This is a genomic window from Blastococcus sp. SYSU D01042 (assembly GCF_054050515.1).
In genome coordinates this window covers 673005-697010 of the sequence record NZ_JBJGZM010000001.1, presented here as the reverse complement: position 1 = coordinate 697010, position 24006 = coordinate 673005, and the positions used below count along the sequence as shown (strand labels likewise).

The following is a 24006-nucleotide window of genomic DNA, read 5'->3' as shown; positions in this document are numbered from 1 at the left end:
ACGGAACCCAGCGACGCGGCCCCGAACGGGGGAGATCCCTGACGCAGGACCCGGGTGCTCCCGGAGGAGCGGTCGGTCAGGCCGGGAGGGTGGCGGCGCGCAGCGCGTCGGCGGCCCTCGGCGCGCCGTCGGCCAGGTGCTCGGCCTCCAGCGGCCGGGAGAGCAGGAAGCCCTGCAGGTAGCGGTGCCCCATGTCGCGGAGGATCGCCAGCGTCACCGGCGTGGTGACGCCCTCGACGATCACCGGCAGGTCCAGGCTCGCGCCCAGCTGCAGCACCGCCCGGCACATCGCGCGGCGGGCCGGGTCGTGCTCGACGTCGGCCAGGAAGAACTGGTCCATCTTCAGGACGTCGACGGGCATGCCGACCAGGTAGGCCAGCGAGGACCAGCCGGTGCCGAAGTCGTCGACGGCGATGCGGACGCCGATCCGGCGCAGCACGCCGAGGTCCTCGACCACGTGCGCGTCGTCCAGCAGCACCGACTCGGTGAGCTCGACGATCAGCCGCGAGGGCTGCAGGCCGCTGTCCTCCAGGGCGGCGAGGACGTCGGGCACCAGGTCGCCGCTGCGCACCTGGCGGGCCGAGACGTTGACGGCGACGGACAGGTCGCCGTCGTCGAGGGCGGCCACGGTGCGGCAGGCCTCGAGCAGCACCCAGCGGCCGATGCCGGTGATGAGCGGGGACTCCTCGGCCAGCGGCACGAACTCCACGGGGGAGACGTCGCCGAGGACGGGGTGCCGCCAGCGCAGCAGCGCCTCGACGGTGACGGTGCGCTGCAGGACGGCGTCCACCACGGGCTGGAAGACCAGCCGCAGCTCGCCGCGCTCGAGGGCGCCGTCGAGGTCGGTGCGCAGCACGCTGCGCCGGTCCTGCTCGGCGCGCAGGGCGTCGTCGTAGCGGTGCACGCAGCCGTCGCCGGCGCGGCGGGCGCTGCGCAGGGCGAGGTCGGCGTGCCGCAGGGTTTCGCCGGGGTCGATGTCGGGGGTCAGCGAGCTGACGCCGGCCGCGGCGGTGAGCGGCACGGTGCCGGTCGGGGTGGCCAGCCGGCCGACGGTGCCGATGAGCCTCGCTGCGACCACCTCGGCGTCGGCCACGGTGCCCTGCACGAGGACGACGAAGTCGCCGTCGGTGCCGCGGGCCAGCCAGTCCTCGGTCCGCAGCCCGCGGCTGAGGCGCGAGGTGAGCGCGCGCAGCACCGTCGCCTCCTCGCTGGGGGAGAGGACGTCGGGGCCCCAGCCGCTGATGCCGATCTGGGCCATGGCGAAGCTGCGGTTGCGCGGTCCGCGCTGCAGCTCGCCCAGGCGCCGGATCAGCGCGGTGCGGTTGGGCAGGCCGGTGACCGGGTCGGTGAGCGCGAGCTCGAGGAGCTCGGAGTCGGCGCCGGGGGCAGGGGCGCTCGGGCTCACGTCTCGGCAGTGCAGCACCAGCGCACCGACGTCGGGGTCGCCGCGCAGGTCGCGGACGGTGATCTGGACCAGCCGCCAGCCGCCGTCGTCCCGCCGGATGCGGGCGGTGCGGACGGCGGGCTCGGTGCTGCCGCCGAGCAGGGCGCCGAGCAGGGCGGCGCGGTCGTCGCGGTGGACGGTGTCGGTGACCAGCACGCCCGCGGGGGCGGCGGCGTCGAGGCCGAGCAGGTCGCCGGCGGCCTCGGAGGCGAAGGTGACGCGCAGGTGGTCGTCGAGGATGACGACCGGGTCGACGCTGCTGCGCACCAGCGTGCGCAGCGAGTTCTGGCTGCGCTGCAGGGCGGCGGCGAGCCGGTGCTGGCGGTGCCACAGCCGCAGCTGGACGGCGAGCACGACCAGGGAGCCGGCGGTGGCGACCAGCACGCCGGGCGAGGCCTGCAGGAACAGCAGGACGCCGACGGCGAGCACGAGCCCGACCACGACGACCGCGGCGCGCCCACCGGGCGGCGCGACCGGGGAGGCGGCCGGGGACGGCCCCGGGCCGGTCGTGGTGGTCACACGCTGGTTGTCGGCCCGTGCAGCGCAGCCCCGTAGCGCCGCCGACCGGTCCTCACCCCTTCGGGGGGAGCGGCCGGCGGGCCCGCGGTGAGCGGCGTCACCGGCCTAGGGTCGACCGCCGTGGACGCGACGGTGGCACCCCGGATCCGCCCGGCGACGGCGGAGGACGCCGCGGCGCTGGCCCGCATCTACGCGCACTACGTGGAGCACAGCGTGGCGACCTTCGACCTCGAGGCGCCCGACGCTGCGTGGTGGACGGCGAAGCTCGCCGACCTCGCCGCCGCCGGCTGGCCGTTCCTGGTCGCCGAGGACGACGAGGGTGTCGCCGGGTACGCGTACGTGGCGCCCTGGCGGATCAAGCCGGCCTACCGGCAGACCGTCGAGGACACCATCTACCTCGCGCCCGGGCGCACCGGCCGCGGCACGGGGCGGGCGCTGCTCGGCGCGCTGCTGGAGGCGGCGCGGGCGGCGGGGGTGCGCCAGGTGGTCGCGGTGGTCACCGACAGCGGCGACCCGTCGTCCCTGCGGCTGCACGAGGCGCTCGGTTTCGCGGAGGCCGGCCGGCTGCGCGCGGTGGGGATGAAGCACGGGCGGTGGCTGGACACCCTGCTCCTCCAGGCCGACCTCACCTGACCCCTGTCCCGCTCTTCCGCGGAGAAGCAGCCCGCTCTTCCGCGGAAAAGCGGGGGGGCCGCATCTTGCGGATCCCTTGCGGAACCGTCGAGCCGGCCGTGCGGGAGGCCGGTCAGGGTCGGAGGCGAGCACGGAGCGGACCAGCCGCTCCCGCAGCCTGGAGGACCCGAGCATGAGCACGAAGACCCGCATCGCCGGCGCCGTGAGGATCGCCGGCTCCGTCGCCGTCGTCGGCGCGGCCGCAGCCGTCGCCGGGCTGGGCACCTTCGGTGGCTTCACCGGCAGCACCGAGGCGGTGGACGCCGGCGCGGACACCGGCGTCCTCTCCGTCGACGTCTCCTTCACCGACGGCTCGGCGCCGCCGCCGTTCGCCGTCCCGCTGCCGAACATGCTGCCCGGCGACGCCATCGCGGTGCCGCTGGACCTGCGCAACAGCGGCGACGTCGACCTGGGCTCGCTGGTGCTCAAGTCCTACGCGACCGCGTCCAGCAAGCTCGACACCGAGCCGGTCCACGGCCTGCAGCTGGAGCTCGACTCGTGCGCCACGCCCTGGACGGGGTCGTGGGGCAGCTACTCCTGCGCCGGCGGGTCGGTGCCGCTGTACGAGGGGCCGATCGTGAACGAGACGGCGCTGACCGGGGCCCGCAGCCTCGCGGCCGGCACCACCGACCACCTGCTGGTCACCGTTGCCTTCCCGACCACCGGCGGCGACGCGATGCAGGACCAGCGCAGCACCTTCGCGTTCGTCTTCGACGCCGTGCAGCGGGACGGCGCCGCGCGCTGACGCACCCGGGGGGCGACCCCCGTCCGACCTGCAGTTCCCACCGGGGTGACCACGGGGTGCCCCGGTGGGAACTGTGCTCTGTGACGGCTCGGGTGCGGTGCGCCCCGTCCGTCACACCCGTCCCAGTCGTCGGGCGTCCACCTGCCGGGAGCCGTAGCTTCGGCCTCTGCGACGAAGGGGGACGCCATGCAGCACGTGCACCAGCCGGCCGAGGGCGTGCGGCGCTACCTGAGCATCGGCTTCTGGCTCGTCGCCGCCGGCGCCGCCGCGGCTCTCGGGCTGGACCTCGAGGGCGACGTCCTCGTCTGACCTCGTCCTCCCCACGCGCCCCAGCAGCGGTGCGGCTCGCCCGGCGACGGCGGAGGCGCCGCTACGGTCCCCGTGATCTGCGCCGGCGACGGGGTCCGTGCGCGACGACGGAGGGATGGCACGTGAAGCGACGTATCGGCATCGTGAGCGGGGTCGCGCTCGGCATGGGACTCCTGGTGGGAGGGCCCGCGCAGGCCGCCTCCACGGAGACGATCTTCGTGCCCGACGACTTCGTCCCGGCGCTGTCCGACACCCGTGCGACGGGGCACTACGAGCTCCAGGGCACCGGCCTGCGCCTCTGGACCGAGGGCAGCACGAGCTCCGACAAGGTTGCCGAGTACGTCGCCACGGACACGCCGCTGGCCGAGGCCGGCGAGCCGGCTCTCGACTACACGAGCACGGCCGGTGGTGTGCCGGGCTTCCAGCTGGTCGTCGACTTCGACGGCGACGGCGACGCGGACGGCATCCTCATCGGCGAGCCCGGCGTGTACGGCAAGGACTGGTGGCTCAACAACGCCGCGCAGCCGTTCGTCAAGGCGAGCGCCCCCGTCGACGGCGGTGGCTCGGGCAGCCAGTGGCACGGCACGCTCGACCAGTGGCGGGCTGCCTTCCCGGCCGCGGACGTCACCGCCTTCGGCTTCTCCCTGGGCTCCGGGGTCAAGGGCGACGGCGTGCTGAACGCCATCACGTTCGCCGGTGACACCTACGTCTTCGGTGAGCACGTCGTCCTCGCGGGCAAGGACGAGTGCAAGCGCGGCGGGTGGGCGACCAGCACCAAGCCCGAGTTCCGCAACCAGGGCGAGTGCGTGAGCCACTTCGCCTCTGCCAAGGGTTCCGGCAAGAAGTAGCGCTGACAGCAGGGGCCCGTGGTCGCCCACGGGCCCCTGCCGCCACAGCCGGCAGCGAGTCCTTCTACGGCCGCCGGTGCGGGAGCCCGGGCTTGTGACGGCGGGGCAGCACGGCGTGCAGCAGCACGCCGAGCGCGGCCCCGGTCGTGTTGGTGACGACGTCGACGGGCGTGGCGTCGCGCCCGGGCAGGATCAGCTGGACCGCCTCGACCCCGACCGACACGGCGACGCAGAGCAGCCACACCAGCCAGCGGCTGGTCCGCGGCAGCAGACAGCACAGCAGCAGGCCGGCGGGCACGAAGAGCAGGACGTTGGCGCTGCGCTCGACGTCGGTGCGGGTGAGCTCCTGCAGGCCGAGGTCGTGGTTCAGGGCGTCGGTCACCCAGCTCAGCGCCGGCTGGGGCGACGCCCCGAGCGTGAGCGCGGCGAGCGCGAGGACGTAGCAGCCCAGCGTGATGCCCGCGGCCGCCCGGCTCATGGGCGTCAACGTACGGGCCGTCGCCGCGCACCACGGGGACGACCGCCCGATCGGGTGGCCGCTCGCTCCGCAGCACCGCGACGCCGGCCCGTCACCCCGCGAGCAGCTGCCGGAGGGCCGGTTCGATCCGGTCGGCGAGCTGGAGGTGCCCCTGGTCGGTCGGGCTGATCCCGTCGCCGGCGATCAGGCCCGCCCCGCCGGCGAACCAGCGCTCCTCCAGCGGGTCCACGAAGGTCACGCCCGCCTCGGTGGTCGCCCGGCGCAGGGCGTCGCGCACGACCAGCAGCTCCTGCGGCACGGTGGCGCCGTCCCAGACGGGGCCGACGACCAGCAGCTCGGTCTGCGGAGCGGCGACGCGGATGGCGTCGTACGCCCGGAGCGCGGCGGCGGTGATCTCCGACGACGTCGCCCGGTAGTCGTTGCGCCCACCCAGGACCACCGTCACGTCCGCGTCCGGTTCGGGCAGCTCCTCGGCGAGGGAGACGAAGGTGTCGCCCGAGACGGCGGACGCCGTGACGTAGCCGGCGTCCGGAACGGCGTGCGGCTCGGTGCCGACGGCGCCGGTCCGCGCGCTGAGGATCGCGGGCCAGCCCGCCGGCCCGCGCCCGCCCTCGTCGGTGCCCGAGACGTACCAGTCGCCGTAGAACGCCAGGACGGGCTGCGCGGCCGGGACCGGTGCCGGCGGCGGGGTGCTCGGCGCCGCCGGTGCCGGCACCTGCGTCGACCCGGGCGCGAAGGCGGGGACGTACTCGTACGGACCGGAGGGCCCCGGTGTGCGGCTCGCGGCCTGCCACGCGGCGAAGCCGACGACGGCGGCCGTCACCAGCAGCAGGACCGCCAGGATCAGGCCCTCGGTCCGGCTGGGGACGGGCAGGCCGCGGCCGGGCCCCCGCGGATCGGGCTCCCTCGCCATGCCGCGGGACCGTACCGCCGGGTCCGCCCCGAGCGGGGCCCCGAGCGCGCGCCTCGTGCGGCAGGGTGGCGGCGTGCTCCGCCGGCTCGTCGGCGACGTCTCATCGCGGCGGCTGGCTGACCGGCCTGGTCGCCGTCCTCGCTTCGAGGGTCCCGGTGACCGAGCGGCCGTCGTCGTGCCGGATCCCGGCGGCGGTGGCAGCATGACCGGGGTGAAGACGTGGCTCGACAGCTGGCCGGTGTACCGGCAGCTCACCGGCGCGGACCCGTTCGGCCGCGGCGCCGCGGCCCGCAGCAAGGCGACCGAGGCGACGGTGTCGCGCACGGCCACCGCCGACAAGGTCGTGAAGAGCGTCTGCCCGTTCTGCGCGGTCGGCTGTGGTCAGAACGTGTACGTGAAGGACGAGAAGATCGTCCAGATCGAGGGCGACCCCGACTCGCCGATCAGCCGGGGCCGGCTGTGCCCCAAGGGCAGCGCGAGCAAGCAGCTGGTCACCAGCCCGACCCGCGTCACCACGGTCCGGTACCGCCGTCCCTACGGGACGGAGTGGGAGGACCTCGACCTCGACACGGCGATGGAGATGATCGCCGACCGCGTCCTGGAGGCCCGGCGGAAGGGCTGGCAGGACGAGCACGAGGGCAAGCGCGTCAACCGCACCATGGGAGTAGCGAGCCTCGGAGGGGCGACCCTCGACAACGAGGAGAACTACCTCATGAAGAAGCTGTACAGCGCCATGGGTGCCATCCAGATCGAGAACCAGGCCCGGATATAGCACTCCGCGACGGTGCCCGGTCTGGGTGCCTCGTTCGGTCGTGGCGGTGCCACGAACTTCCTGGAAGACCTCGCGAACTCCGACTGCATCGTCATCGAGGGTTCGAACATGGCCGAGTGCCACCCGGTCGGCTTCCAGTGGGTGGGTGAGGCGAAGGCGCGCGGCGCCAAGATCATCCACATCGACCCGCGGTTCACCCGGACCAGCGCCATCGCGGACCTGCACGTGCCGCTGCGCATCGGCACCGACATCGCGTTCCTCGGCGGCCTGATCAACTACGTGCTCAGCAACGAGCTGTACTTCCGGGAGTACGTGGCCGCGTACACCAACGCCGCGGCGATCGTGGGCGACGACTTCGTCGACGCCGAGGACGCCGACGGGCTGTTCTCCGGCTTCGACCCCGAGACGCGCACCTACGACGAGGCCAGCTGGCAGTACGAGCCGCGCGAGCAGGACTCCGCGACCGACAACCCGGCCGAGGCCGCGCAGCAGGACCGCCAGGAGCAGGACCCGGACGTCAAGAAGTCCGACCGCGCCCAGGCGGCCGGCAGCGGCGGGCCGCCGATCCCGAGCAAGCCGCACCGCGACGAGACCCTGCAGCACCCGCGCTCGGTGTTCCAGATCCTCAAGCGGCACTACGCCCGCTACACCCCGGAGATGGTGGCCGAGGTCTGCGGCATCGAGCCCGCGGTGTTCGAGCAGGTCGCGAAGTGGGTCACCGACAACAGCAACCGCGACCGGACGACGGCATGGGTGTACTCGGTGGGCTGGACGCAGCACAGCGTGGGCGCGCAGTACATCCGCACCTGCTCGATCCTGCAGACGCTGCTGGGCAACATCGGCCGCCCCGGCGGCGGGATCCTCGCGCTGCGCGGGCACGCCAGCATCCAGGGCTCCACCGACATCCCCACGCTGTTCAACCTGCTGCCGGGCTACCTGCCGCACCCGCACGCCGCGCAGCACGGCTCGCTCGAGGAGTACGTCTCCGACGCCGCCGGCAAGGCCGGGTTCTGGGGCAACAAGCGGGCCTACATGGTCAGCCTGCTCAAGGCCTGGTGGGGTGACGCGGCGACGCCGGAGAACGACTTCGCCTTCGACTACCTGCCGAGGATCAGCGGCGACCACAGCTCCTACCGGACGATCGCCGACATGATCGAGGGGAAGGTCTCGGGCTACTTCCTCGTCGGCGAGAACCCCAGCGTCGGCCACCCGAACGGCCGGATGAACCGGTTCGGCCTGGCCAACCTGGACTGGCTCGTCGTCCGCGACCTGCAGATGATCGAGTCGGCGACCTTCTGGCAGGAGGGCCCGGAGCACGAGACCGGGGAGCTGGCGCCGGAGACGATCGGCACGGAGGTCTTCTTCATGCCGGCGGCGACGCACGTGGAGAAGGAAGGCACCTTCACCCAGACCCAGCGGGTGCTGCAGTGGCGGCACAAGGCGGTCGAGCCGCCGAACGACGCCCGCAGCGACCTGTGGTTCTACTTCCACCTCGGCCGGATCCTGCGCGAGCGGCTGAAGGACTCCACCGACCCGCGGGACCGCCCGCTGCTGGACCTGACCTGGGACTACCCGGTCGAGGGCGAGACCCAGGACCCCAGCGCCGACGCCGTCCTGCGCGAGATCAACGGCGTGGGCCCCGACGGCCGGGCGCTGTCGTCCTACATGCAGATGAAGGACGACGGCTCGACGTCCGGCGGCTGCTGGATCTACACCGGCGTCTACGCCGACGAGGTCAACCAGGCCGCCCGGCGCAAGCCGGGCAAGGAGCAGGGGCCGGTCGCCTCCGAGTGGGGCTGGGCGTGGCCGCTCAACCGCCGGATGCTCTACAACCGCGCCTCGGCCGACCCCGACGGCAAGCCGTGGAGCGAGCGGAAGAAGTACGTCTACTGGGACGAGGACGCCGGCGAGTGGACCGGCCTCGACGTCCCCGACTTCGAGAAGACCAAGCGGCCGGACTACGTGCCGCCGGAGGGCGCCAAGGCGCAGGACGCGCTGGCCGGCACCGACCCGTTCGTCATGCAGGGCGACGGCAAGGCCTGGCTGTACGCGCCGTCCGGCGTGGTCGACGGCCCGCTGCCGACGCACTACGAACCGGTCGAGTCGGTGGTCGAGAACGCGCTGTACAAGACGCAGGCGAACCCGACCGTCGAGCGGATCCCGGGGCCGTGGAACCGGGAGAACCCCTCGCGCAGCGCCGTCTTCCCGTTCCAGGTGACCACCTACCGGCTCACCGAGCACCACACGGCCGGCGGGATGAGCCGCACGCTGCCCTACCTGTCGGAGCTGCAGCCGGAGTTCTTCGTCGAGGTCAGCCCGGAGCTCGCCGAGCTGCGGGGGCTGCGCAACGGCGAGTACGCCACGCTGGTCAGCGCCCGGACGGCGATCGAGGCCAAGGTGCTGGTGACCGAGCGGGTGCGCCCGATCCGGCTGCGCGGCGGCCAGGTCGTGCACCAGATCGGCATGCCGTACCACTGGTCCTACAGCGGCCTGTCGACCGGCGACTCCGCCAACGACCTGCTGGGCATCGCGCTGGACCCCAACACGCACATCCAGGAGGACAAGGTCAGCACCGCGGACATCGTCCCCGGGCGCCGCCCGCGCGGACCGGAGCTGCTGGAGTTCGTCGAGGGCTACCGCCGCCGGGCCGGGGTGGAGTCAGGCCGGGTGGGCGTCAACGGGCGCGCTCCGGTCGACGCCGAGGCGGGGGAGGGCTCGACGCTGTGACCATCAGCTCCGCGAGCGCGGCGTTCACCGGGCGCGACCCAGGCAACCGGCTCTACGGCCCGGTGCCCGACGTGACCGAGCAGGCCGGGTACGAGCCCGAGCACCCGAAGCGCGTCGGGTTCTTCACCGACACCTCGGTGTGCATCGGGTGCAAGGCGTGCGAGGTCGCCTGCAAGGAGTGGAACACCCTCCCGATGGACGACTCGCACGGCGTGCGGGACGCGATGGGCCTGTCCGGGATGTCCTACGACAACACCGGTCAGCTGGGCGCCAACTCCTGGCGGCACGTGGCGTTCATCGAGCAGAGCCGCGCGGTCGACCTGCCGATGCCGACGTTCGGCCGGCCGGGCGACGACCGGCACGACCACGGCCCGTCGGTCGCCGCCTCGGGCGACTCCGACAGCCTCGCGAACGCCCAGCAGAGCAGCGTGCTCAACGCCGAGGCGCTCAGCGAGTTCGACCCGCAGACCGGTCAGAGCGGTGCGGACAAGCAGGTGCGGTGGCTGATGAGCTCCGACGTCTGCAAGCACTGCACGCACGCCGGGTGCCTGGACGTCTGCCCGACCGGCGCGCTGTTCCGCACCGAGTTCGGCACCGTCGTCGTGCAGGGCGACATCTGCAACGGCTGCGGGTACTGCGTCGCCGCCTGCCCCTACGGCGTCATCGACCAGCGCAAGGACGACGGCCGGGTCTTCAAGTGCACGATGTGCTACGACCGGCTGACCGACGGGCTGATGCCGGCGTGCGCGACCGCCTGCCCCACCCAGTCGATCCAGTTCGGCGACCTCGACGAGCTGCAGGAGCGCGCCGACGCGCGGCTCGCGACGCTGCAGGCGCAGGGCGTGGAGACGGCGCGGCTGTACGGCCGGGACGAGAACGACGGCGTCGGCGGTGACGGCGCGTTCTTCCTGCTGCTCGACGAGCCCGAGGTCTACGGCCTACCGCCGGACCCGATCGTCACGACCCGCGACCTGCCCGCCATGTGGAAGGCGGCCGGCAAGGCGGCGCTGATGATGGTCGGGGTGGCCGTCACGGCGGTTGTCGGTTCCCGGCGGCCCCGGTGACCGGCGGGATCACCAGCCCGGGCGCCGGCTGGCGCCAGGCCGACTCCGGCCCGGCGACGCAGCGGACGGGCAAGAGGCGCCGGAAGGGCGGCGGGGGCCGGGGGCGCGGCGAGGTCGCGATGGTCGACGACGTCGAGTTCACCTCGTACTACGGCCGGCAGATCGTCAAGACGCCGGTGTGGAAGTCGCCCGACGTCCCGCTCTACCTGTTCCTCGGCGGCGCGGCCGGGTCCTCGGCGATCCTGGGTGCGTTGGCCGACGTCACCGACCGGCCGGCGCTGACCCGCACCGCGCGGCTGACCGCGGGTGGCGGCTCGATCCTCTCGGTGGTCTTCCTCATCCACGACCTCGGCCGGCCCGAGCGCTTCCTGCACATGCTGCGGGTGCTCAAGGTGACCTCGCCGCTGTCAGTGGGCACCTACGTCCTGGCGCCGTTCAGCGCGGCGGCCGGGGCGACGGCGGCGGTCGAGCTGCTGGGCTGGTTCCCGCGGCTCAAGCGCTTCGGCGGCGCGGTGTCGGCCGTCTTCGGCGGGCCGCTGGCCACCTACACCGGCGTGCTGCTGGCCAACACGGCCGTGCCGTCGTGGCACGAGTTCCACACCCGGCTCCCGTTCGTGTTCGGCGGCTCGGCGATGGCCGCCGGCGGGGGCATCTGCATGGCGTTCACGCCGACGGCGGAGTCCGAGCCGGCGCGCAAGATGGCGATCCTCGGCGCGGGCATCGAGCTGGCCGCGATCCACGGCATCGAGGGCAGCGAGAGCATCGTCGCCGAGCCGTTCCACGAGGGCCGGCCGGGCGCGTTCATGCGCGCGGCCAAGGCGTGCACCACCGCCGGGCTGGGCCTGGCCGTCGTCGGCGGACGGCGCCGCTGGGGCGCGGTCGCATCCGGCGCGCTGCTCGCGGCCGGGTCGCTGCTCACCCGGTTCGGCGTCTTCGAGGCCGGCATCGCCAGCACCAAGGACCCGAAGTACGTCGTCGTCCCGCAGCGGGAGCGCCTGGCCGCGCGTGCCGCGGGCGAGCCCGGCGACGCGACCGAGGGGCGATCGGTCAGCCGCTGAGGTCGGCAGCGGTCATCGCAGCCGCCCGGGCGAGGCGTCAGACAGCCTGGACCACGTTGTCGCGCACCACGAACGAGCGCGCGCCACACGTGCCGCACGCTTCGGTGACGCGCACGTGGGGGTCCCACGACGGGTTCAACCGGTCACGCAGGTGGCGAACCTTGCGGGACTCGATGACCACGACGTCGGTCTTCCCGCACAGCACGCACGGGTGGTCGGCCGGGCCCAGGACACGGCGCTCGCGGGTCTTCACGACATCGATGCTCACCCTGCGTATGAGCAGGTGCAACCCAGCTGATGAAGAGGTCCCTCAGCCGAGCGATCACAGCTGCTGAGGAAGGCCGTGCCGCTACGCTGAGTGTTCGGGCGAGCACGCTGACAACTCTGTTTGGCAGCCCCATCCCGGTCACGGAACCGACTCGTTCCCTGAGCGAGCCTGCACCCCGGCTCGGCCTCGCAACTACCCTCGTCGGCATGCGCGGATGGGAACTCGACCGGCCGCCGCGCTGGGGTGTCGTGGCGCTCTTCGTCCTCGTCCTCGTGAACGCCGCCGTCATCGCGGGTCTGACGCTCAGCCCGGATCCGGCGGACCCGTACGGCGAGTCCCGGATATCGGACGCCTCCGGTGCGGCGAGCACACGTGAGGCGCCCAGCACTCCGCCCGACGCGCCGGTGGAAGCCCCGGGTCCTGCGGCGGAGCGGTCAGGCGTCCCGGTCCTCGCCGTCTACGGCGACGGGTACGCCGCCGGCAACGACTCCGGCGGCCTCGGAGTGGCCGGATGGCCTGCTCTGGTCGCGGAACGGGCGGAGGTGCAGCTGCAACTGCATGCCGTCTCGCAGGCCGGCTACGCCTCGGTGGGATCCTCCGGTCAGGACTTCCGGGGGCTCGTGGAGGCAGGCCCCGTGCCGGAGGCAGCCGTCACGGTGATCTTCGGCAGCCGGAACGACGTCGACGAGGACGTGGCCTCGGTAGCGGCCAACGCCGCGGACGTCATCTCCATCATCGAAGCCGGCTCGCCGCAGACCGAGCTCGTCGTCATCGGGCCGGCGTGGGACGACGCCGAGGTGCCCGCGGCGCTCCTCGCTGTGCGCGATGCCGTCCGAGCGGCCGCACAGGCAGCAGACGTCGCGTTTATCGACCCGCTGGCCGACGGGTGGTTCGCCGACGGAGCGGGCCTGATCGCCGCCGACGGCATCTCCCCGAACGACCGTGGCCATGCATACCTGGCGGACCGGATCGCGCCGGCCGTTCGGGCAGCGCTCACTCGCGCTGCCGACCCCGCGGCCTGAGCGGCAGGAGACGCGGTCGCCGGTGGGGAGGCCGGTCGATCAACGGGTCGCTCGGCTCCGGCGGTACGTCGCAGCCGTCGCGGGCGGGACCGGCGGGAGCGGACGCCGGGGTGTCGCCACCCGGGCAGCGGGCGCCATCGCGGGAGCGGAGGCGACCGGAGAGGGTGCCGATACGCCGTCGCGGGTGTCGCAGAGGGCCTGCAGCAGCGGGATCAGTGAATCGAAGATCTGCTCCCCCACTTCCTGGTGCACGTCGACGCGCCGACCGATCGGGTCGCGGACGTCGTCGGCGTCCCGCTCCTTGCGACGGCGGGTGGCCCGCAGCTCGCCGAGCGCGGCGACGAGGGCACCCGCGCGCTGGTCGAGGGAGGAGACGGGCGGCAGGGTGCGCAGATCGACGCGCGCGAGCAGGTCGCCGGCCTCGCGCAGGGTGTACGTGCGGAACATCGCGCGTGGCGCCAGCTTCAGGACGTCGCGCCGGTGCCGGCGGGTCATCGCAAGGGTGAGGTCAGCCTCTTCGATCATCGCGGCAGTCAGCTGCCGGGCGACGAAGCCTTCCGGCTCGCCGCCGAGTCCACCGAGCACCAGCGCCGAGTTCCGGTCCATGCCTCTTCCCACGACCGCGTTGGTCCCCGCGCTGCCGGTTCCCACGGCCGCGGCCGACGCGCCCAGGGCGTCGTCCAGGAACGCACGGGTGAGCCGCTCGCCCATCGGGGAGCGGCAGATGTTCCCGGTACACACGAAGAGGATCCGCACAGCGGCAGTCAACACGAGACGGACCGATCTCAGCGGCAGGCTGCCCGATCAAAGGACGTTCCCGTTCCGGAGCCATCTGGCGTCACATCGGTCACACCTGGTTACTCCTTGCTGCACCCGGGTTACACGTATGGGTTACGAACCTGTACGGTCCAGTCACGCTTCCCGGTCGACCATCGGGGCGGACGAAAGGGCTCCGCGGCGGAGCGCGTGTGGCGGGCGGGGGATGCGTGGAGCTGAAGGACGTGCTGCAAGCGGTACGGGCCGGCTGGTGGGTCCTGGCGTGCACCGTGCTGCTGGCCGTCGCCGCCGCCGGAGTACTGACTTGGCGCGCGACGCCGCTGTACTCGTCCTCCACCCAGCTCTTCGTGTCGACGTCGACGACGACCGACAGCTCTACCGCCTACCAGGGCAACCTGTTCTCCCAGCAGCGAGTGACGTCGTACGCGCAGTTGCTCACCGGTGAGCAGCTTGCGGCCCGGGTGGTCGATGAGCTGGCGCTGGACCTGACTCCGGCCGAGGTTGCTGGGAAGGTGACCGCCACGGCCCTGCCGGAGACGGTCATCCTCCGGGTCACGGTCACCGACCCCTCGGCCCAGCGGGCTCAGGACATCGCGACCTCCCTCGGCCGGCAGTTCACCGAGCAGGTGACCGACCTGGAGACGCCGGACGGTGCCGACGCCTCCACCGTGAAGGTCACCATCGTGGAGCCGGCTGACCTGAACGAGACAGCAGTCAGCCCCAACCCCACGCGGAACATCGCGCTGGGCGCGGTGCTGGGGCTCCTGCTGGGGCTCGGGCTCGCGCTGCTGCGCAGCCGGCTGGACAACACGGTCAAGACGAACGAGGACGTCACCCGGCTCACCGGTGCCGGTGTCATCGGCACCGTGCTGGAGGACCCGCTGCTGGCGAAGGAGCACCTCGTCACCGACCTCGACGAGCACTCGGTCAGCGCAGAGGCCTACCGCGCGATCCGGACGAACCTGCAGTTCCTCAACGTCGACAACCCGCCGAGGGTCATCGTCGTCTCCAGTTCGGTGCCGGGTGAGGGCAAGTCGACCCTCGCCGTGAACCTCGGCGTGGCGCTCGCACAGTCGGGTAGCCGGGTCATGCTGATCGAGGCCGATCTCCGCCGCCCCCGCGTCACCCGGTACATGGGGCTGATCAGCGGAGCGGGCCTGACTAACGTCTTGGCCGCCACCGCGTCGCTGCACGAGGTCGCGCAGCCGTGGGGCGACGGGAAGCTGACCGTGCTGGGTGCGGGGCCGATGCCGCCCAACCCGAGCGAGATGTTGGGGTCGGCTCAGATGCGTGGGTTGCTGGACGACCTCCGCCAGACGCACGACTTCGTCGTCATCGACGCGCCGCCGCTGCTGCCCGTGACCGATGCCGCCGTGCTCACGGTGCTGTCCGACGGCTGCGTGGTCTCCACCCGGTACGGGAGCACCCGCCGTGAGGAGCTGGCGGAGACCGCTGCCGTGCTGCAGCGCATCGACGGCAAGCTGCTCGGGATCGTGCTGAACCGGGTGCCGCAGGCCGCTGGTGCTGCCCGCGGCTATGGCTACGGCTACAGCTACGAAGCAGACGCCGGCCGAGAGACCACCGCCGACACCGGCCAGATGGCCATGCCCAGCAACATCCGAGGCCGCACCCGGTCGAGCTTCGACTTGACCGGACCGTTGCCGCCGGTGCCCCAGGGGCGGAGCGCGCGCCGGCCATAGCCCGCCGGTCGAGCGAGAGCGGGACCTTGCTCGGTGGTTATACGAGACTTGCTAGTTCCATAAGTTCCGATGCGCGCCTCAGGTGTGCGGGTGCTGGACGGGGATGACCTTGACCGAGCGGCAACAGGCGGTGCGCTGGTGGATGCGTCGTTGGGGCCTGATGGCAGCTGACGTGGCGTTCCTGTCGGCCGGCCTGTGGCTGGCCAGTGCGGCGCGCTACGAGGGCGCGCTGGAGCGCATCGACGGCGGCGGGCTGCTGATGGTCGCGGGCGTGGGTGCGGTGACCTATGCACTGCTCTCGCCCCTGCTGCGGCTCCACCATGGGCGGTACGCCGTCGGCAGCGCCGACGAGATGCTCGCCATCGCGCTGGCTGTCGGGTCCGTGACTGCCGTGGAACTGCTCGTCGACGCCGCCGCCGGTACCCCTCGGCTGGTGCCCTTGACGATCCCGGCCGTGGGGTCCGCCATCGCGCTCGGGCTCATGGCGGCGGCGCGGATGGCGATCCGGCGGCAGAGGGAGGATGCCTCGCGCCCGCACCAGGCGGAGCCCACGCTCGTCTTCGGCGCCGGCGCCGCGGGACACCAGCTGGTGAGTTCCATGCTCACCAATCCGGCGAGCCCCTACCTGCCCGTCGGGCTGCTGGACGACGATCCGCGGTGGCGGCACGCCCGCATCCGTGGAGTGCGCATGCTCGGCGGTCGGAGCGACATCGCGACTGCTGCAGCGGCCGCCTCTGCGTCTTCCCTGGTCATCGCTTTGCCATCGGCGGACTCCGCATTGATTCGGGACATCTCCGGGAGGGCTTCGGCCGCCGGCCTCGCGGTCAAGGTGCTACCTCCACTCCGCGGCATCCTTGACGGCCGGGTGGGAATCCGTGACGTCCGCGACATCGACATCGCCGATCTGCTGGGTCGCCACCAGATCGCCACGAACGTCGACGAGATCGCGGGATACCTCAAGGGCAAGCGAGTGCTGGTCACGGGTGCCGGTGGCTCGATCGGCGCGGAGCTGTGCCGGCAGATCCACCGGTTCGGCCCGGACGAGCTGATGATGCTTGACCGCGACGAGTCGGCCCTGCACGCGGTGAGCCTCAGCATTCATGGCGAGGCGCAGTTGCACCTGCCCGAGGTGATCCTGGCCGACATCCGCGACGGCGACGCCCTCAGGGAACTCTTCCTGCGCCGGTTGCCGGATGTCGTCTTCCACGCCGCTGCCCTCAAGCACGTCAACATGCTGGAGCAGTACGCGAGCGAGGGGTGGAAGACCAACGTCCTCGGCACCCGCAACGTGCTCGAGGCTGCCACTTCCGTGGGGGTCAGCCACTTCATCAACGTGTCGACGGACAAGGCGGCGGACCCGGTGAACGTGCTGGGCCGCACCAAGCGGATGGCCGAGCGGCTCACCGCCACCTACGCGCGGAGAGGCGAGGGTCGGTTCCTCTCCGTGAGATTCGGCAACGTGCTCGGGAGCCGCGGTTCAGTGCTGGAGACCTTCGCCGCGCAGATCGCCCGTGGTGGCCCGGTCACCGTCACCGACCCGGACGTCACCCGGTTCTTCATGACCATCCCTGAAGCGGTCGAATTGGTCATCCAGGCCGGCGCCATCGGCACGGGTGGTGAGGCGCTCGTGCTCGACATGGGCGAGCCGGTTCGCATCGCGGACGTCGCTGCACAACTCATCGCCATGGAGGGTCGACCTATCCAGATCCGCTACACCGGGCTCCGGCCTGGCGAGAAACTGCACGAGGAGTTGTTCGGCCGGGAGGAAACGGACAGCCGCCCGGTGCACCCGCTGATCAGCCATGTGCCCGTGCCACCGGTCGAAGGAAACCTGGAGGCTTGGTTGCAGTGTCCGTTCCCGCCTCTGGAAGACGTGCTCCAGGTGGATGCCATCGAGACGCGCCTCGTCCAGGCGGCTGGTCAGCAATGAGCGCCGCGCCGAGCACGGTCCAGCGAATACTGCTGTCCTCCCCTGACGTCGGGACGCGGGAGGAGGAGATGGTTGTCGAAGCGGTCCGCTCGGGATGGATCGCACCGCTGGGCCCCATGGTCGATGCTTTCGAGGCGGCGATAGCCGAGCGATGCGGCCGAGAGCACGCGGTTGCTCTTTCATCGGGAACTGCAGCGCTGCACCTCGCGCTGCTCGAGGTCGGGGCCGGGCCCGGGACCGTGGTGATCGTGCCGACGCTGACTTTCGCGGCGACCGCGAATTCGGTGATCTACACGGGGGCAGAGCCGATCTTCGTCGATTGCGACGAAGAAACCGGGAATCTGGACCCCGAGCTGCTCGAGCGCGCGCTCGTGCATCTTCAGGGCGAGGGCGCCAGCGTCTCCGCGGTCGTCCCCGTCGATCTTCTCGGCCGCTGCGCCAACTACGGGCGGCTGCTACCGATCTGTGAGCGGTTCGGCGTGCCAGTCGTGGCCGATGCGGCGGAGTCGCTAGGGGCGAGCCATGCGGGCCGGCCGAGCGGGTCCTTCGGTGTGTTTGCCGCCCTCTCCTTCAACGGCAACAAGATCATGACAACGAGCGGTGGCGGCATGCTGTTGACCGACGACGCGGCGACCGCCGACCGGGTCCGCTACCTGAGCACCCAGGCCCGCCAGCCAGCTGTGCATTACGAGCACACGGAGATCGGTTACAACTATCGGCTGAGCAACGTGCTGGCCGCCCTAGGGCTCGCGCAGCTCGAGCGCCTGGACGGGATGATCGCCCGGCGTCGGCGGCTGCGCGAGGTGTACGCGACTGCGGTCGCCGATCATGCCGGTGTCCGCGTTTTCCAGCGTGATGGTGACGGTGCTGACAACTGTTGGCTGACCGCTCTGGTCGTGGATCCGGCGGAAGCGGGTTGGACCGCGAGCGACCTGGCAAGCGCGTTGAATACCGCGGACATCGAGTCAAGGCCGCTGTGGAAGCCGATGCATCGTCAACCGGTGTTCGCCGGCTCGCGTTCGTTTCTCAGCGGGAGTGCCGATCGACTGTTCGCCACTGGGATTACCCTGCCCAGTGGTTCCAGCCTGACCGACGAGGACGTCGCCCGACTTGAGGCTGCCGTAGCCGCTTTCCTGGAGTGCACGTGAGCCAGTCCCGCCGGTCCGCCTACCCGCAGATCAAGCGGAAGGTCGACGTGGTCGTATCCGCGGCCGGCCTGATGGTGACGGGGCCGATCATCGGGCTGGTGGCATTGGCCGTACGTCGTGACCTGGGCACGCCTGTGCTTTTTCGCCAGTTGCGCCCGGGTCTGCGGGGCGAGCCCTTCGAGCTCGTGAAGTTCCGGACGATGCGGGCTCCGGGGGACACGCCAGGCGTTTCCGACGACGCAGCACGCCTTACAGCTCTCGGTCGATTCCTCCGAAGCACGAGCCTGGACGAGTTACCCACGCTGTGGAACGTTCTGCGTGGTGACATGAGCCTCGTCGGGCCACGCCCCCTCCTCGTCCAGTATCTGGACCGCTACACCGTCGAACAACGGCGTCGCCATGAGGTGCGCCCCGGGATCACCGGCCTAGCGCAGGTTCGCGGGCGCAACCGTCTCACGTGGGAAGAGAAGCTCGCCCTGGACGTTGCCTACGTCGATCGGCTGGGTCCGTGGCTGGATGCACGGATCACTCTCCGGACCGTTGCCTCTGTGCTCGCCCGGCAAGGAATCACGGCCCCCGGGTCTGCCACGATGCCGGAGTTCCTGGGGAGCGGGAGGTCCCAGGATGGCCACTGATCACAAGTCGACGCAGGGATCGGACGCAATCTCCGGCCCCCTGTCGGTCGCCATTGTGCTGAAGACGGCCGAGGGTGGCACCTGGATCCTGCCCCACATCGACGAGTTGCTTCGCCGCGGGCATCAGGTACACGTAGTTCTCCCTGGAGTGGACGGCCGGCTGCGCAGGGCCTTGAAGAGCCGGTTCGTCCAGGTTCACGATTCGCCCTTCGACTTCACGTTCGGCCCGCGGGTGGACGTAGCCCGGGGGTTGTTCGGCTTGCGTCGGTTGCTCAAGGCGATCGACGCCGACGTCGTCATGTACCACTTGTATGCCTCGGCGTTGGCGGTGCGACTCGCGAGCCCGGGACTCCGGTGGGCCAAGGTCCACATGGTCGCCGGGCCCCTCTACCTGGACTCGCGTGTGATCGGCCTGGTTGAGCGTGCGCTGGCCAGGATCGATACCAGGATCATCGCGGGAAGCGACTACACAGCTAAGCGGTATGGCCAGATCGGCATCCGGTCGCGCGTCCATGCCATCCCCTACGGGGTGGACACCGAAATGTTCACCCCCGCAGGTGCTGACGAGCGTCGGTCAGCGCGGGAAGCGCTCGGGCTGCCGGATGACGCGTTCGTCGCCGTCATGGTGGCCTACTTCTACGCCCCCAAGACCATGGTGCACACCGGCATGGGCGTGAAGGGGCACGATCTCTTGCTGGCCGCCTGGGAACGCACGCTGGCTCAGGACCCGGACGCCCGCCTTGTGCTCGCCGGCGGCGGCTTCGACGGTCCCGGTGCTGAGCATCGGCAAGAACTCGCCGAGCAATTCGGGCACGTGCGGAACGTGTTGTGGCTCGACACCACTGTCGACGTCCGTCCCGTGTATGCCGCCGCTGACGTGAGCGTCAGCCCGTCACGGTCCGAGAACCATGGCGCCGCGCTCGAGGCCGGCGCCCGTGGCATCCCCAGCATCGTGAGCGACGCGGGTGGGTTGCCGGAGACGGTGCGAGAGGGGGCCAGCGGATGGGTCGTCCCGTCCGACGACGTTTCGGCGCTCGCTGATGCGCTGCTGGATGCACGCGCGTGCGAGCGGGCAGGCAGGCTGGCCGTCATGGGCCGGGAGGCGCGCGCCCTCGTGGCCGATCGTTTCGATTCGGCCAAGAAGGCAATCGAGGTCGTGGACCAGCTCGAGGTCGCAAGCCGGTGCCGGCGTCGTTCTCGGCGCGCCGGTGAGGCGACAACTCGGTGACCGGCGCAGCGAAGCACCGCACCGGGCCCGGTCTCCTCCTCACGACGGAGCAGCGCGTATGGCTCGACGATCGGGGTCGGCCGCTCGGGGCAGTGCCCCTGACCGCCGTCGCTGGTGTGGAGCACAGCACTGATGTCATCCTGCTCGCCCGGACCGCTGACGGGCAGCCGCCAGTCACCGCCGTGCCGCTCCTGACTGGACCCGTGCGCGTGCACTCCGTACCAGCCGGAGGCAGGTCGGGGCTGAGCGCCGTGCGCGCGATCGCCGAGATGGGTCGCGCCTACACCGCCCACCGGCGGCACGCGACCCTCGTGGCCTACCTCCCTGGGCTCGTCGCTGTGGTTCCGGTTCTCATCGCCGTCCTGCTCCGACGGCCGTTCGCTGTGGTCGTGGTGGGCGACCCCGCGGAGGCTTTGCGCCCGGACGTGGTGCCAGGAATCGGCGGCGCTGTCGGCAGACGCGTGCTGCCGGCGGTCCAACGCTGGGCTTGCCGTCGGGCCGACGTCATCCGCTACGTAACGAAGGAAGCGCTTCAAGCGTCCTATCCTCCGGGACCGCACGCCCGGGTCACGGCCCTCACCGACGCCGTGGTCGATGAGCCGGATGCCCCCCGCACCCACCCCGCCGAACGCCGGCCGCTGCGCCTGGTCACGGTCGCTAGCCTCGACCGGCCCTACAAGGGCATAGGCGATCTTCTGACCGCCTTGGGCGCCTGCGAGCCTGGCCGCTTCGTCCTGCGCATCGTCGGGGAAGGCGCGTTGCGGGAGCAGTACGAGTCGCAGGCCCGCGGGCTGGCCAACGTGCCGGTGACCTTCACCGGGCACCTGACGCGGCACGAGGTCCTGGATGAGCTCCGCAGTGCCGACGCCTTCGTGCTCTCTTCGTGGACGGAGGGGCAACCGCGCGCTCTCTACGAGGCCATGGCGGCCGGGCTTCCGGTCATCGCAACCGCCGTCGGTGGCATCGTCGACGCGATCGACCGGGACGCCCTCATCCCGCCCCGCCGGCCCGAGGCGCTCACAGCTGCGCTGACGCGGCTGCACGATGACCGTCAATGGTTCGACCAGCTCGCTGCGTCGTCGGTGGAACGGGCTGCCGCCGTTCACGCGGAGACCTCGGGGCCCAGGCACCAGTGCTTCGTACGAGAGCTCACCGACCTGGCCCGAAAGCCGGGGGACGGGCCGACGGCCGTCGTACACGTCTTCGGCGCGATGGACGTCGGGGGTGCAGAGCGACGCACGGTCGAGATCATGCAATCCCTGGCGGGTGAGTACTGCTTCCACTTTGTCACACTCTCGGGACGCCGCGGTTCGCTGGCCGATGACATCGAGGCCATGGGCGGAGTCGTTCACCCGATGCGCCTCTCCCCGTCGTTCCCGCTCCAGTACGTGCGACTGTTGCGGGCACTCCGACCCGTCGCGGTCGACTCCCACGTCGCGACGTTCTCCGGGGCGCTGACGTTACTGGCGCGTGTCGCAGGGGTGCCGACACGAATTGCGCGTTTCCATAGCACCGGTGACGACCACGGGGACTCCACGCGACGGCGGGCGCAGCGGTGGCTCATGCGCCAATTGATCGCGTGGAGTGCCACAGATGTGCCGGGTGTGTCCCCGGCGGCGCTAGCGGACGGATATCGGCGCGACTGGGAGCTGGACCCGAGGTGCGCCCTTGCGCCCAATGGTATCGACGACGATGCCTTGTGGGCACAGCCGCTCGTCGATCTTCGGGCAGAGCTCGGCCTGCCTAGCTCGGCCATTTTGTGCCTGCACGTCGGTCGAGCCTCGCCGGAGAAGAACCGGCAGCGAGTGCCGGGCATCGTCCATGCGCTTCGCGAGCGCGGTTACGACGCCTGGGGCGTGCTTGTCGGCCCATCAGACCCCGCCGACGCCGAGCAGGTCATGGCAGCGGCGGAAGGCCATGGCATCTCGGATCGGATCGTCATCCTGGACACTCGCTCGGACGTCGGAGCCGTCATGCGCTCGGCCGACCTCTTGGTGCTGACTTCGCTACGGGAGGGCCTGCCCGGTGTGGTCCTCGAGTCACTGGCGGTCGGTACGCCGGTCCTCTCATCGGAAGTACCCGGAGCGGTCTGGTTGGGAGAGACGTTTCAGCATATCCGCTGCCTTCCTCTGTCCGAGTCCGACGACGCTTGGGCTCAGGCTGCCGTGCAGCTCCTCGATGCCCCGCATCAGCATCGCAATCCTGCCGACGTGCGGGCAGATTTCGCCGCGAGCCCGTTCGGCCTGCAGCGGTCTGCCGACCGTCATCGGGCTCTCTATGGACGCTCCCGGGGACAGTCGTGAGTAGTCGCCGGAACGCTGTGGCGGACTCGACGATGGACGTCCGATCGCACCGAGGGATGCACGGTCTGGTAGTGGCGTCGTTGGTCGCTTCACTAGCAATCGTCATCGTGCTCAAAGATCAATTAGGAACAAGTGTCCGGGCGGCCTCGGCTGTCGCCGTACTGTGTGGCCTCGGGGCCGTCGGAGCAACTATATCGGTCCGGCGTGGCCGCTTCGTCAATGTTGGTTCCGTCTACGCGTTACTGCTGTTCCTGTTTCATTCCGGCCTATTGATCTTTGTTGCGCTCGGTCTGGAGATTGAGTTCTTCAATGAAGAGGATCAAACTTGGTTCGCCTCGCCAGCGCTGGCGCCCAGTGCAACGAGCATTGCATTGGGGTGTCTTAGCTTTGCTCTGGGCTACGTCACGTGGACAAGCCTGAGGGCCTACAATTCTCCGGCATTGCATGAGCTGTCAGCGAGGCCCTCTCTTTCGCTCGCCGAAGAGGCGGTACCGATTGCGGGCCTGATGGGACTTGTCGCCGGCGTAGTCGCTTTCTATCTCCAGGTTGGCCTGAGTGGGGTGAACCTAGTAGGGGCGAGTTACGGCGCCTACCTTCAAGGCACGCGGGGGCTGACACTGCTTCCGACCGTATACCTCGTGATCGGCCTGAGCTTTGCCTGCGTGGCTTCTGCGCGAACGCCGCGCATCCGCCTCACCGGACTGCTCATCTTTGCTATCTTTGCCATCCCGGCGATGCTGATCGGGCTACGAGGCGAGGTGATCCTGCCGTCCGCGGCGTGGGCAATTGTGGCTGCTAGGAGGCGCGAGATCCGCCCCACGCTCGCCCACGCGGCGGTACTGCTCGGAGTCCTATCCGTGGGCTCGGCGGTTCGGGTCATTCGTCAAGGTGGCGCATCGCTTTCCACGATCTTCGACGTCGCTTTGAGTCCCGTCGCGGGAGTGGTGGAAACAGGCTACAGCATTCGACCGCTCATTATGGTCCACCGGTGGCACGACGCACAACATGAACCTTTTCATGGGTTTGGTTCCTATCTGGACCCATTCGACCGGCTTGTCCGAGGACAGCTTCTGGGATTGCCTGTAACGGACGCCAGCGTGGATGAACGTGCATTCTTGCCGGTCCTTGCTGACCGCGTCGGCCCGATCGGTGGTTCGTCCATCGCGGAGGCCTACTACGCCAGTGGCAGCCTGGGCGTTGTCCTTGTGCTACTCATGCTTGGAATCTTGGCGGCAATCTTGGATGGCGCCCATCGCGGACTGATGCGGGATGCGCTAGTCGGGATGGGCGCCGTTGTCCTCCTGATCTGGCTGCGGAACGACTCCACTCCGATCGCTGGGCAACTGATCATCTTGGCTGCTGTCCTGGTTGCTGCACGCCTCCTCGCCTTCGTGCTCCAAGGACAAACTGCAGCCGCACGCCACCGACCTCGCGGGGTGAACTGAC

At 70.9% G+C, this 24006-nt stretch carries 19 protein-coding genes and 1 pseudogene; 15 read left to right on the top strand and 5 right to left on the bottom strand.

Annotated elements, in window-relative coordinates; all coding sequences use genetic code 11:
* Positions 1-76: 76 nt before the first annotated feature.
* Positions 77-1963, bottom strand: coding sequence for a putative bifunctional diguanylate cyclase/phosphodiesterase (locus ACI79H_RS03490; protein ID WP_456552974.1), 1887 nt, complete (start codon positions 1961-1963; stop codon positions 77-79).
* Between the two features lie 120 nt (positions 1964-2083).
* Between ACI79H_RS03490 and ACI79H_RS03485 the strand changes: the two genes are divergently transcribed.
* From ACI79H_RS03485 to ACI79H_RS03470, 4 genes are all read left to right on the top strand, one after another.
* Positions 2084-2596: an N-acetyltransferase family protein gene (locus ACI79H_RS03485; RefSeq protein WP_456552973.1), complete on the top strand. Its 513-nt coding sequence runs from the start codon at positions 2084-2086 to the stop codon at positions 2594-2596.
* 172 nt (positions 2597-2768) lie between these two features.
* A complete protein-coding gene (locus ACI79H_RS03480; protein WP_456552972.1) occupies positions 2769-3380 on the top strand; it encodes a hypothetical protein in 612 nt (203 codons plus the stop codon).
* A gap of 186 nt (positions 3381-3566) precedes the next feature.
* Positions 3567-3689 (top strand): hypothetical protein, encoded by a 123-nt coding sequence (locus tag ACI79H_RS03475; protein WP_456552971.1) that lies wholly within the window; start codon positions 3567-3569, stop codon positions 3687-3689.
* Between the two features lie 122 nt (positions 3690-3811).
* Positions 3812-4537 (top strand): hypothetical protein, encoded by a 726-nt coding sequence (locus ACI79H_RS03470; protein ID WP_456552970.1) that lies wholly within the window; start codon positions 3812-3814, stop codon positions 4535-4537.
* Positions 4538-4601: 64 nt separating this feature from the next.
* On the opposite strand, the gene ACI79H_RS03465 is transcribed toward ACI79H_RS03470, so the two are convergent.
* Entirely contained in the window at positions 4602-5015 is a 414-nt protein-coding gene (locus ACI79H_RS03465; RefSeq protein ID WP_456552969.1) for a VanZ family protein, read from the bottom strand.
* A 91-nt stretch (positions 5016-5106) separates the two neighbouring features.
* Positions 5107-5928, bottom strand: a complete 822-nt coding sequence (locus ACI79H_RS03460) for an SGNH/GDSL hydrolase family protein (RefSeq protein ID WP_456552968.1) — start codon at positions 5926-5928, stop codon at positions 5107-5109.
* Between the two features lie 202 nt (positions 5929-6130).
* On the opposite strand from ACI79H_RS03460, the pseudogene fdh reads away from it, so the two are divergent.
* The 3 genes and pseudogenes from fdh to nrfD all read left to right on the top strand — a co-directional run bounded on the left by fdh (position 6131) and on the right by nrfD (position 11549).
* Positions 6131-9427 (top strand): annotated as a pseudogene (gene fdh, locus ACI79H_RS03455) (formate dehydrogenase).
* The gene (locus ACI79H_RS03450) at positions 9424-10491 is read left to right on the top strand and encodes a 4Fe-4S dicluster domain-containing protein (protein ID WP_456552967.1); all 1068 of its coding nucleotides are present in this window, start codon (positions 9424-9426) and stop codon (positions 10489-10491) included. Before fdh ends, ACI79H_RS03450 begins: the two are co-directional and overlap by 4 nt.
* Entirely contained in the window at positions 10488-11549 is a 1062-nt protein-coding gene (gene nrfD / locus ACI79H_RS03445) for an NrfD/PsrC family molybdoenzyme membrane anchor subunit (protein ID WP_456552966.1), read from the top strand. Before ACI79H_RS03450 ends, nrfD begins: the two co-directional genes overlap by 4 nt.
* A gap of 37 nt (positions 11550-11586) precedes the next feature.
* On the opposite strand, the gene ACI79H_RS03440 is transcribed toward nrfD, so the two are convergent.
* On the bottom strand, positions 11587-11802 hold the full coding sequence (locus ACI79H_RS03440) for a hypothetical protein (RefSeq protein ID WP_456552965.1): 216 nt from the start codon (positions 11800-11802) through the stop codon (positions 11587-11589).
* Between the two features lie 44 nt (positions 11803-11846).
* Between ACI79H_RS03440 and ACI79H_RS03435 the strand changes: the two genes are divergently transcribed.
* Positions 11847-12839 carry an SGNH/GDSL hydrolase family protein gene (locus ACI79H_RS03435; RefSeq protein WP_456552964.1) on the top strand — a complete coding sequence of 331 codons (993 nt, stop codon included), beginning with the start codon at positions 11847-11849 and terminating at the stop codon, positions 12837-12839.
* 39 nt (positions 12840-12878) lie between these two features.
* On the opposite strand, the gene ACI79H_RS03430 is transcribed toward ACI79H_RS03435, so the two are convergent.
* Entirely contained in the window at positions 12879-13595 is a 717-nt protein-coding gene (locus tag ACI79H_RS03430) for an arsenate reductase/protein-tyrosine-phosphatase family protein (RefSeq protein WP_456552963.1), read from the bottom strand.
* A 245-nt stretch (positions 13596-13840) separates the two neighbouring features.
* Between ACI79H_RS03430 and ACI79H_RS03425 the strand changes: the two genes are divergently transcribed.
* From ACI79H_RS03425 to wzy, 7 genes are all read left to right on the top strand, one after another.
* Positions 13841-15316 (top strand): polysaccharide biosynthesis tyrosine autokinase, encoded by a 1476-nt coding sequence (locus ACI79H_RS03425; RefSeq protein WP_456552962.1) that lies wholly within the window; start codon positions 13841-13843, stop codon positions 15314-15316.
* Between the two features lie 103 nt (positions 15317-15419).
* Positions 15420-17246: a polysaccharide biosynthesis protein gene (locus ACI79H_RS03420; RefSeq protein WP_456552961.1), complete on the top strand. Its 1827-nt coding sequence runs from the start codon at positions 15420-15422 to the stop codon at positions 17244-17246.
* Positions 17243-18394 (top strand): DegT/DnrJ/EryC1/StrS family aminotransferase, encoded by a 1152-nt coding sequence (locus tag ACI79H_RS03415; RefSeq protein WP_456552960.1) that lies wholly within the window; start codon positions 17243-17245, stop codon positions 18392-18394. Before ACI79H_RS03420 ends, ACI79H_RS03415 begins: the two co-directional genes overlap by 4 nt.
* Positions 18391-19029, top strand: coding sequence for a sugar transferase (locus tag ACI79H_RS03410; RefSeq protein ID WP_456552959.1), 639 nt, complete (start codon positions 18391-18393; stop codon positions 19027-19029). Before ACI79H_RS03415 ends, ACI79H_RS03410 begins: the two co-directional genes overlap by 4 nt.
* Positions 19019-20257 (top strand): glycosyltransferase, encoded by a 1239-nt coding sequence (locus tag ACI79H_RS03405; protein ID WP_456552958.1) that lies wholly within the window; start codon positions 19019-19021, stop codon positions 20255-20257. Before ACI79H_RS03410 ends, ACI79H_RS03405 begins: the two co-directional genes overlap by 11 nt.
* Before the next feature lie 251 nt (positions 20258-20508).
* Complete coding sequence (locus tag ACI79H_RS03400) at positions 20509-22560, top strand: glycosyltransferase (RefSeq protein WP_456552957.1); 2052 nt, start codon at positions 20509-20511, stop codon at positions 22558-22560.
* Between the two features lie 71 nt (positions 22561-22631).
* The gene (gene wzy, locus ACI79H_RS03395) at positions 22632-24005 is read left to right on the top strand and encodes an O-antigen polysaccharide polymerase Wzy (RefSeq protein WP_456552956.1); all 1374 of its coding nucleotides are present in this window, start codon (positions 22632-22634) and stop codon (positions 24003-24005) included.
* The last annotated feature ends 1 nt before the right edge of the window (position 24006 follow it).

Excerpts from the sequence above, each read along its gene's own strand:
- ACI79H_RS03415 (WP_456552960.1), top strand. The coding sequence starts at position 17,243 with ATGAGCGCCGCGCCGAGCACGGTCCAGCGAATACTGCTGTCCTCCCCT.
- ACI79H_RS03465 (WP_456552969.1), bottom strand. The coding sequence starts at position 5,015 with ATGAGCCGGGCGGCCGCGGGCATCACGCTGGGCTGCTACGTCCTCGCG.
- ACI79H_RS03405 (WP_456552958.1), top strand. The coding sequence starts at position 19,019 with ATGGCCACTGATCACAAGTCGACGCAGGGATCGGACGCAATCTCCGGC.
- ACI79H_RS03435 (WP_456552964.1), top strand. The coding sequence starts at position 11,847 with ATGAAGAGGTCCCTCAGCCGAGCGATCACAGCTGCTGAGGAAGGCCGT.
- ACI79H_RS03480 (WP_456552972.1), top strand. The coding sequence starts at position 2,769 with ATGAGCACGAAGACCCGCATCGCCGGCGCCGTGAGGATCGCCGGCTCC.
- ACI79H_RS03420 (WP_456552961.1), top strand. The coding sequence starts at position 15,420 with ATGACCTTGACCGAGCGGCAACAGGCGGTGCGCTGGTGGATGCGTCGT.
- ACI79H_RS03475 (WP_456552971.1), top strand. The coding sequence starts at position 3,567 with ATGCAGCACGTGCACCAGCCGGCCGAGGGCGTGCGGCGCTACCTGAGC.
- ACI79H_RS03460 (WP_456552968.1), bottom strand. The coding sequence starts at position 5,928 with ATGGCGAGGGAGCCCGATCCGCGGGGGCCCGGCCGCGGCCTGCCCGTC.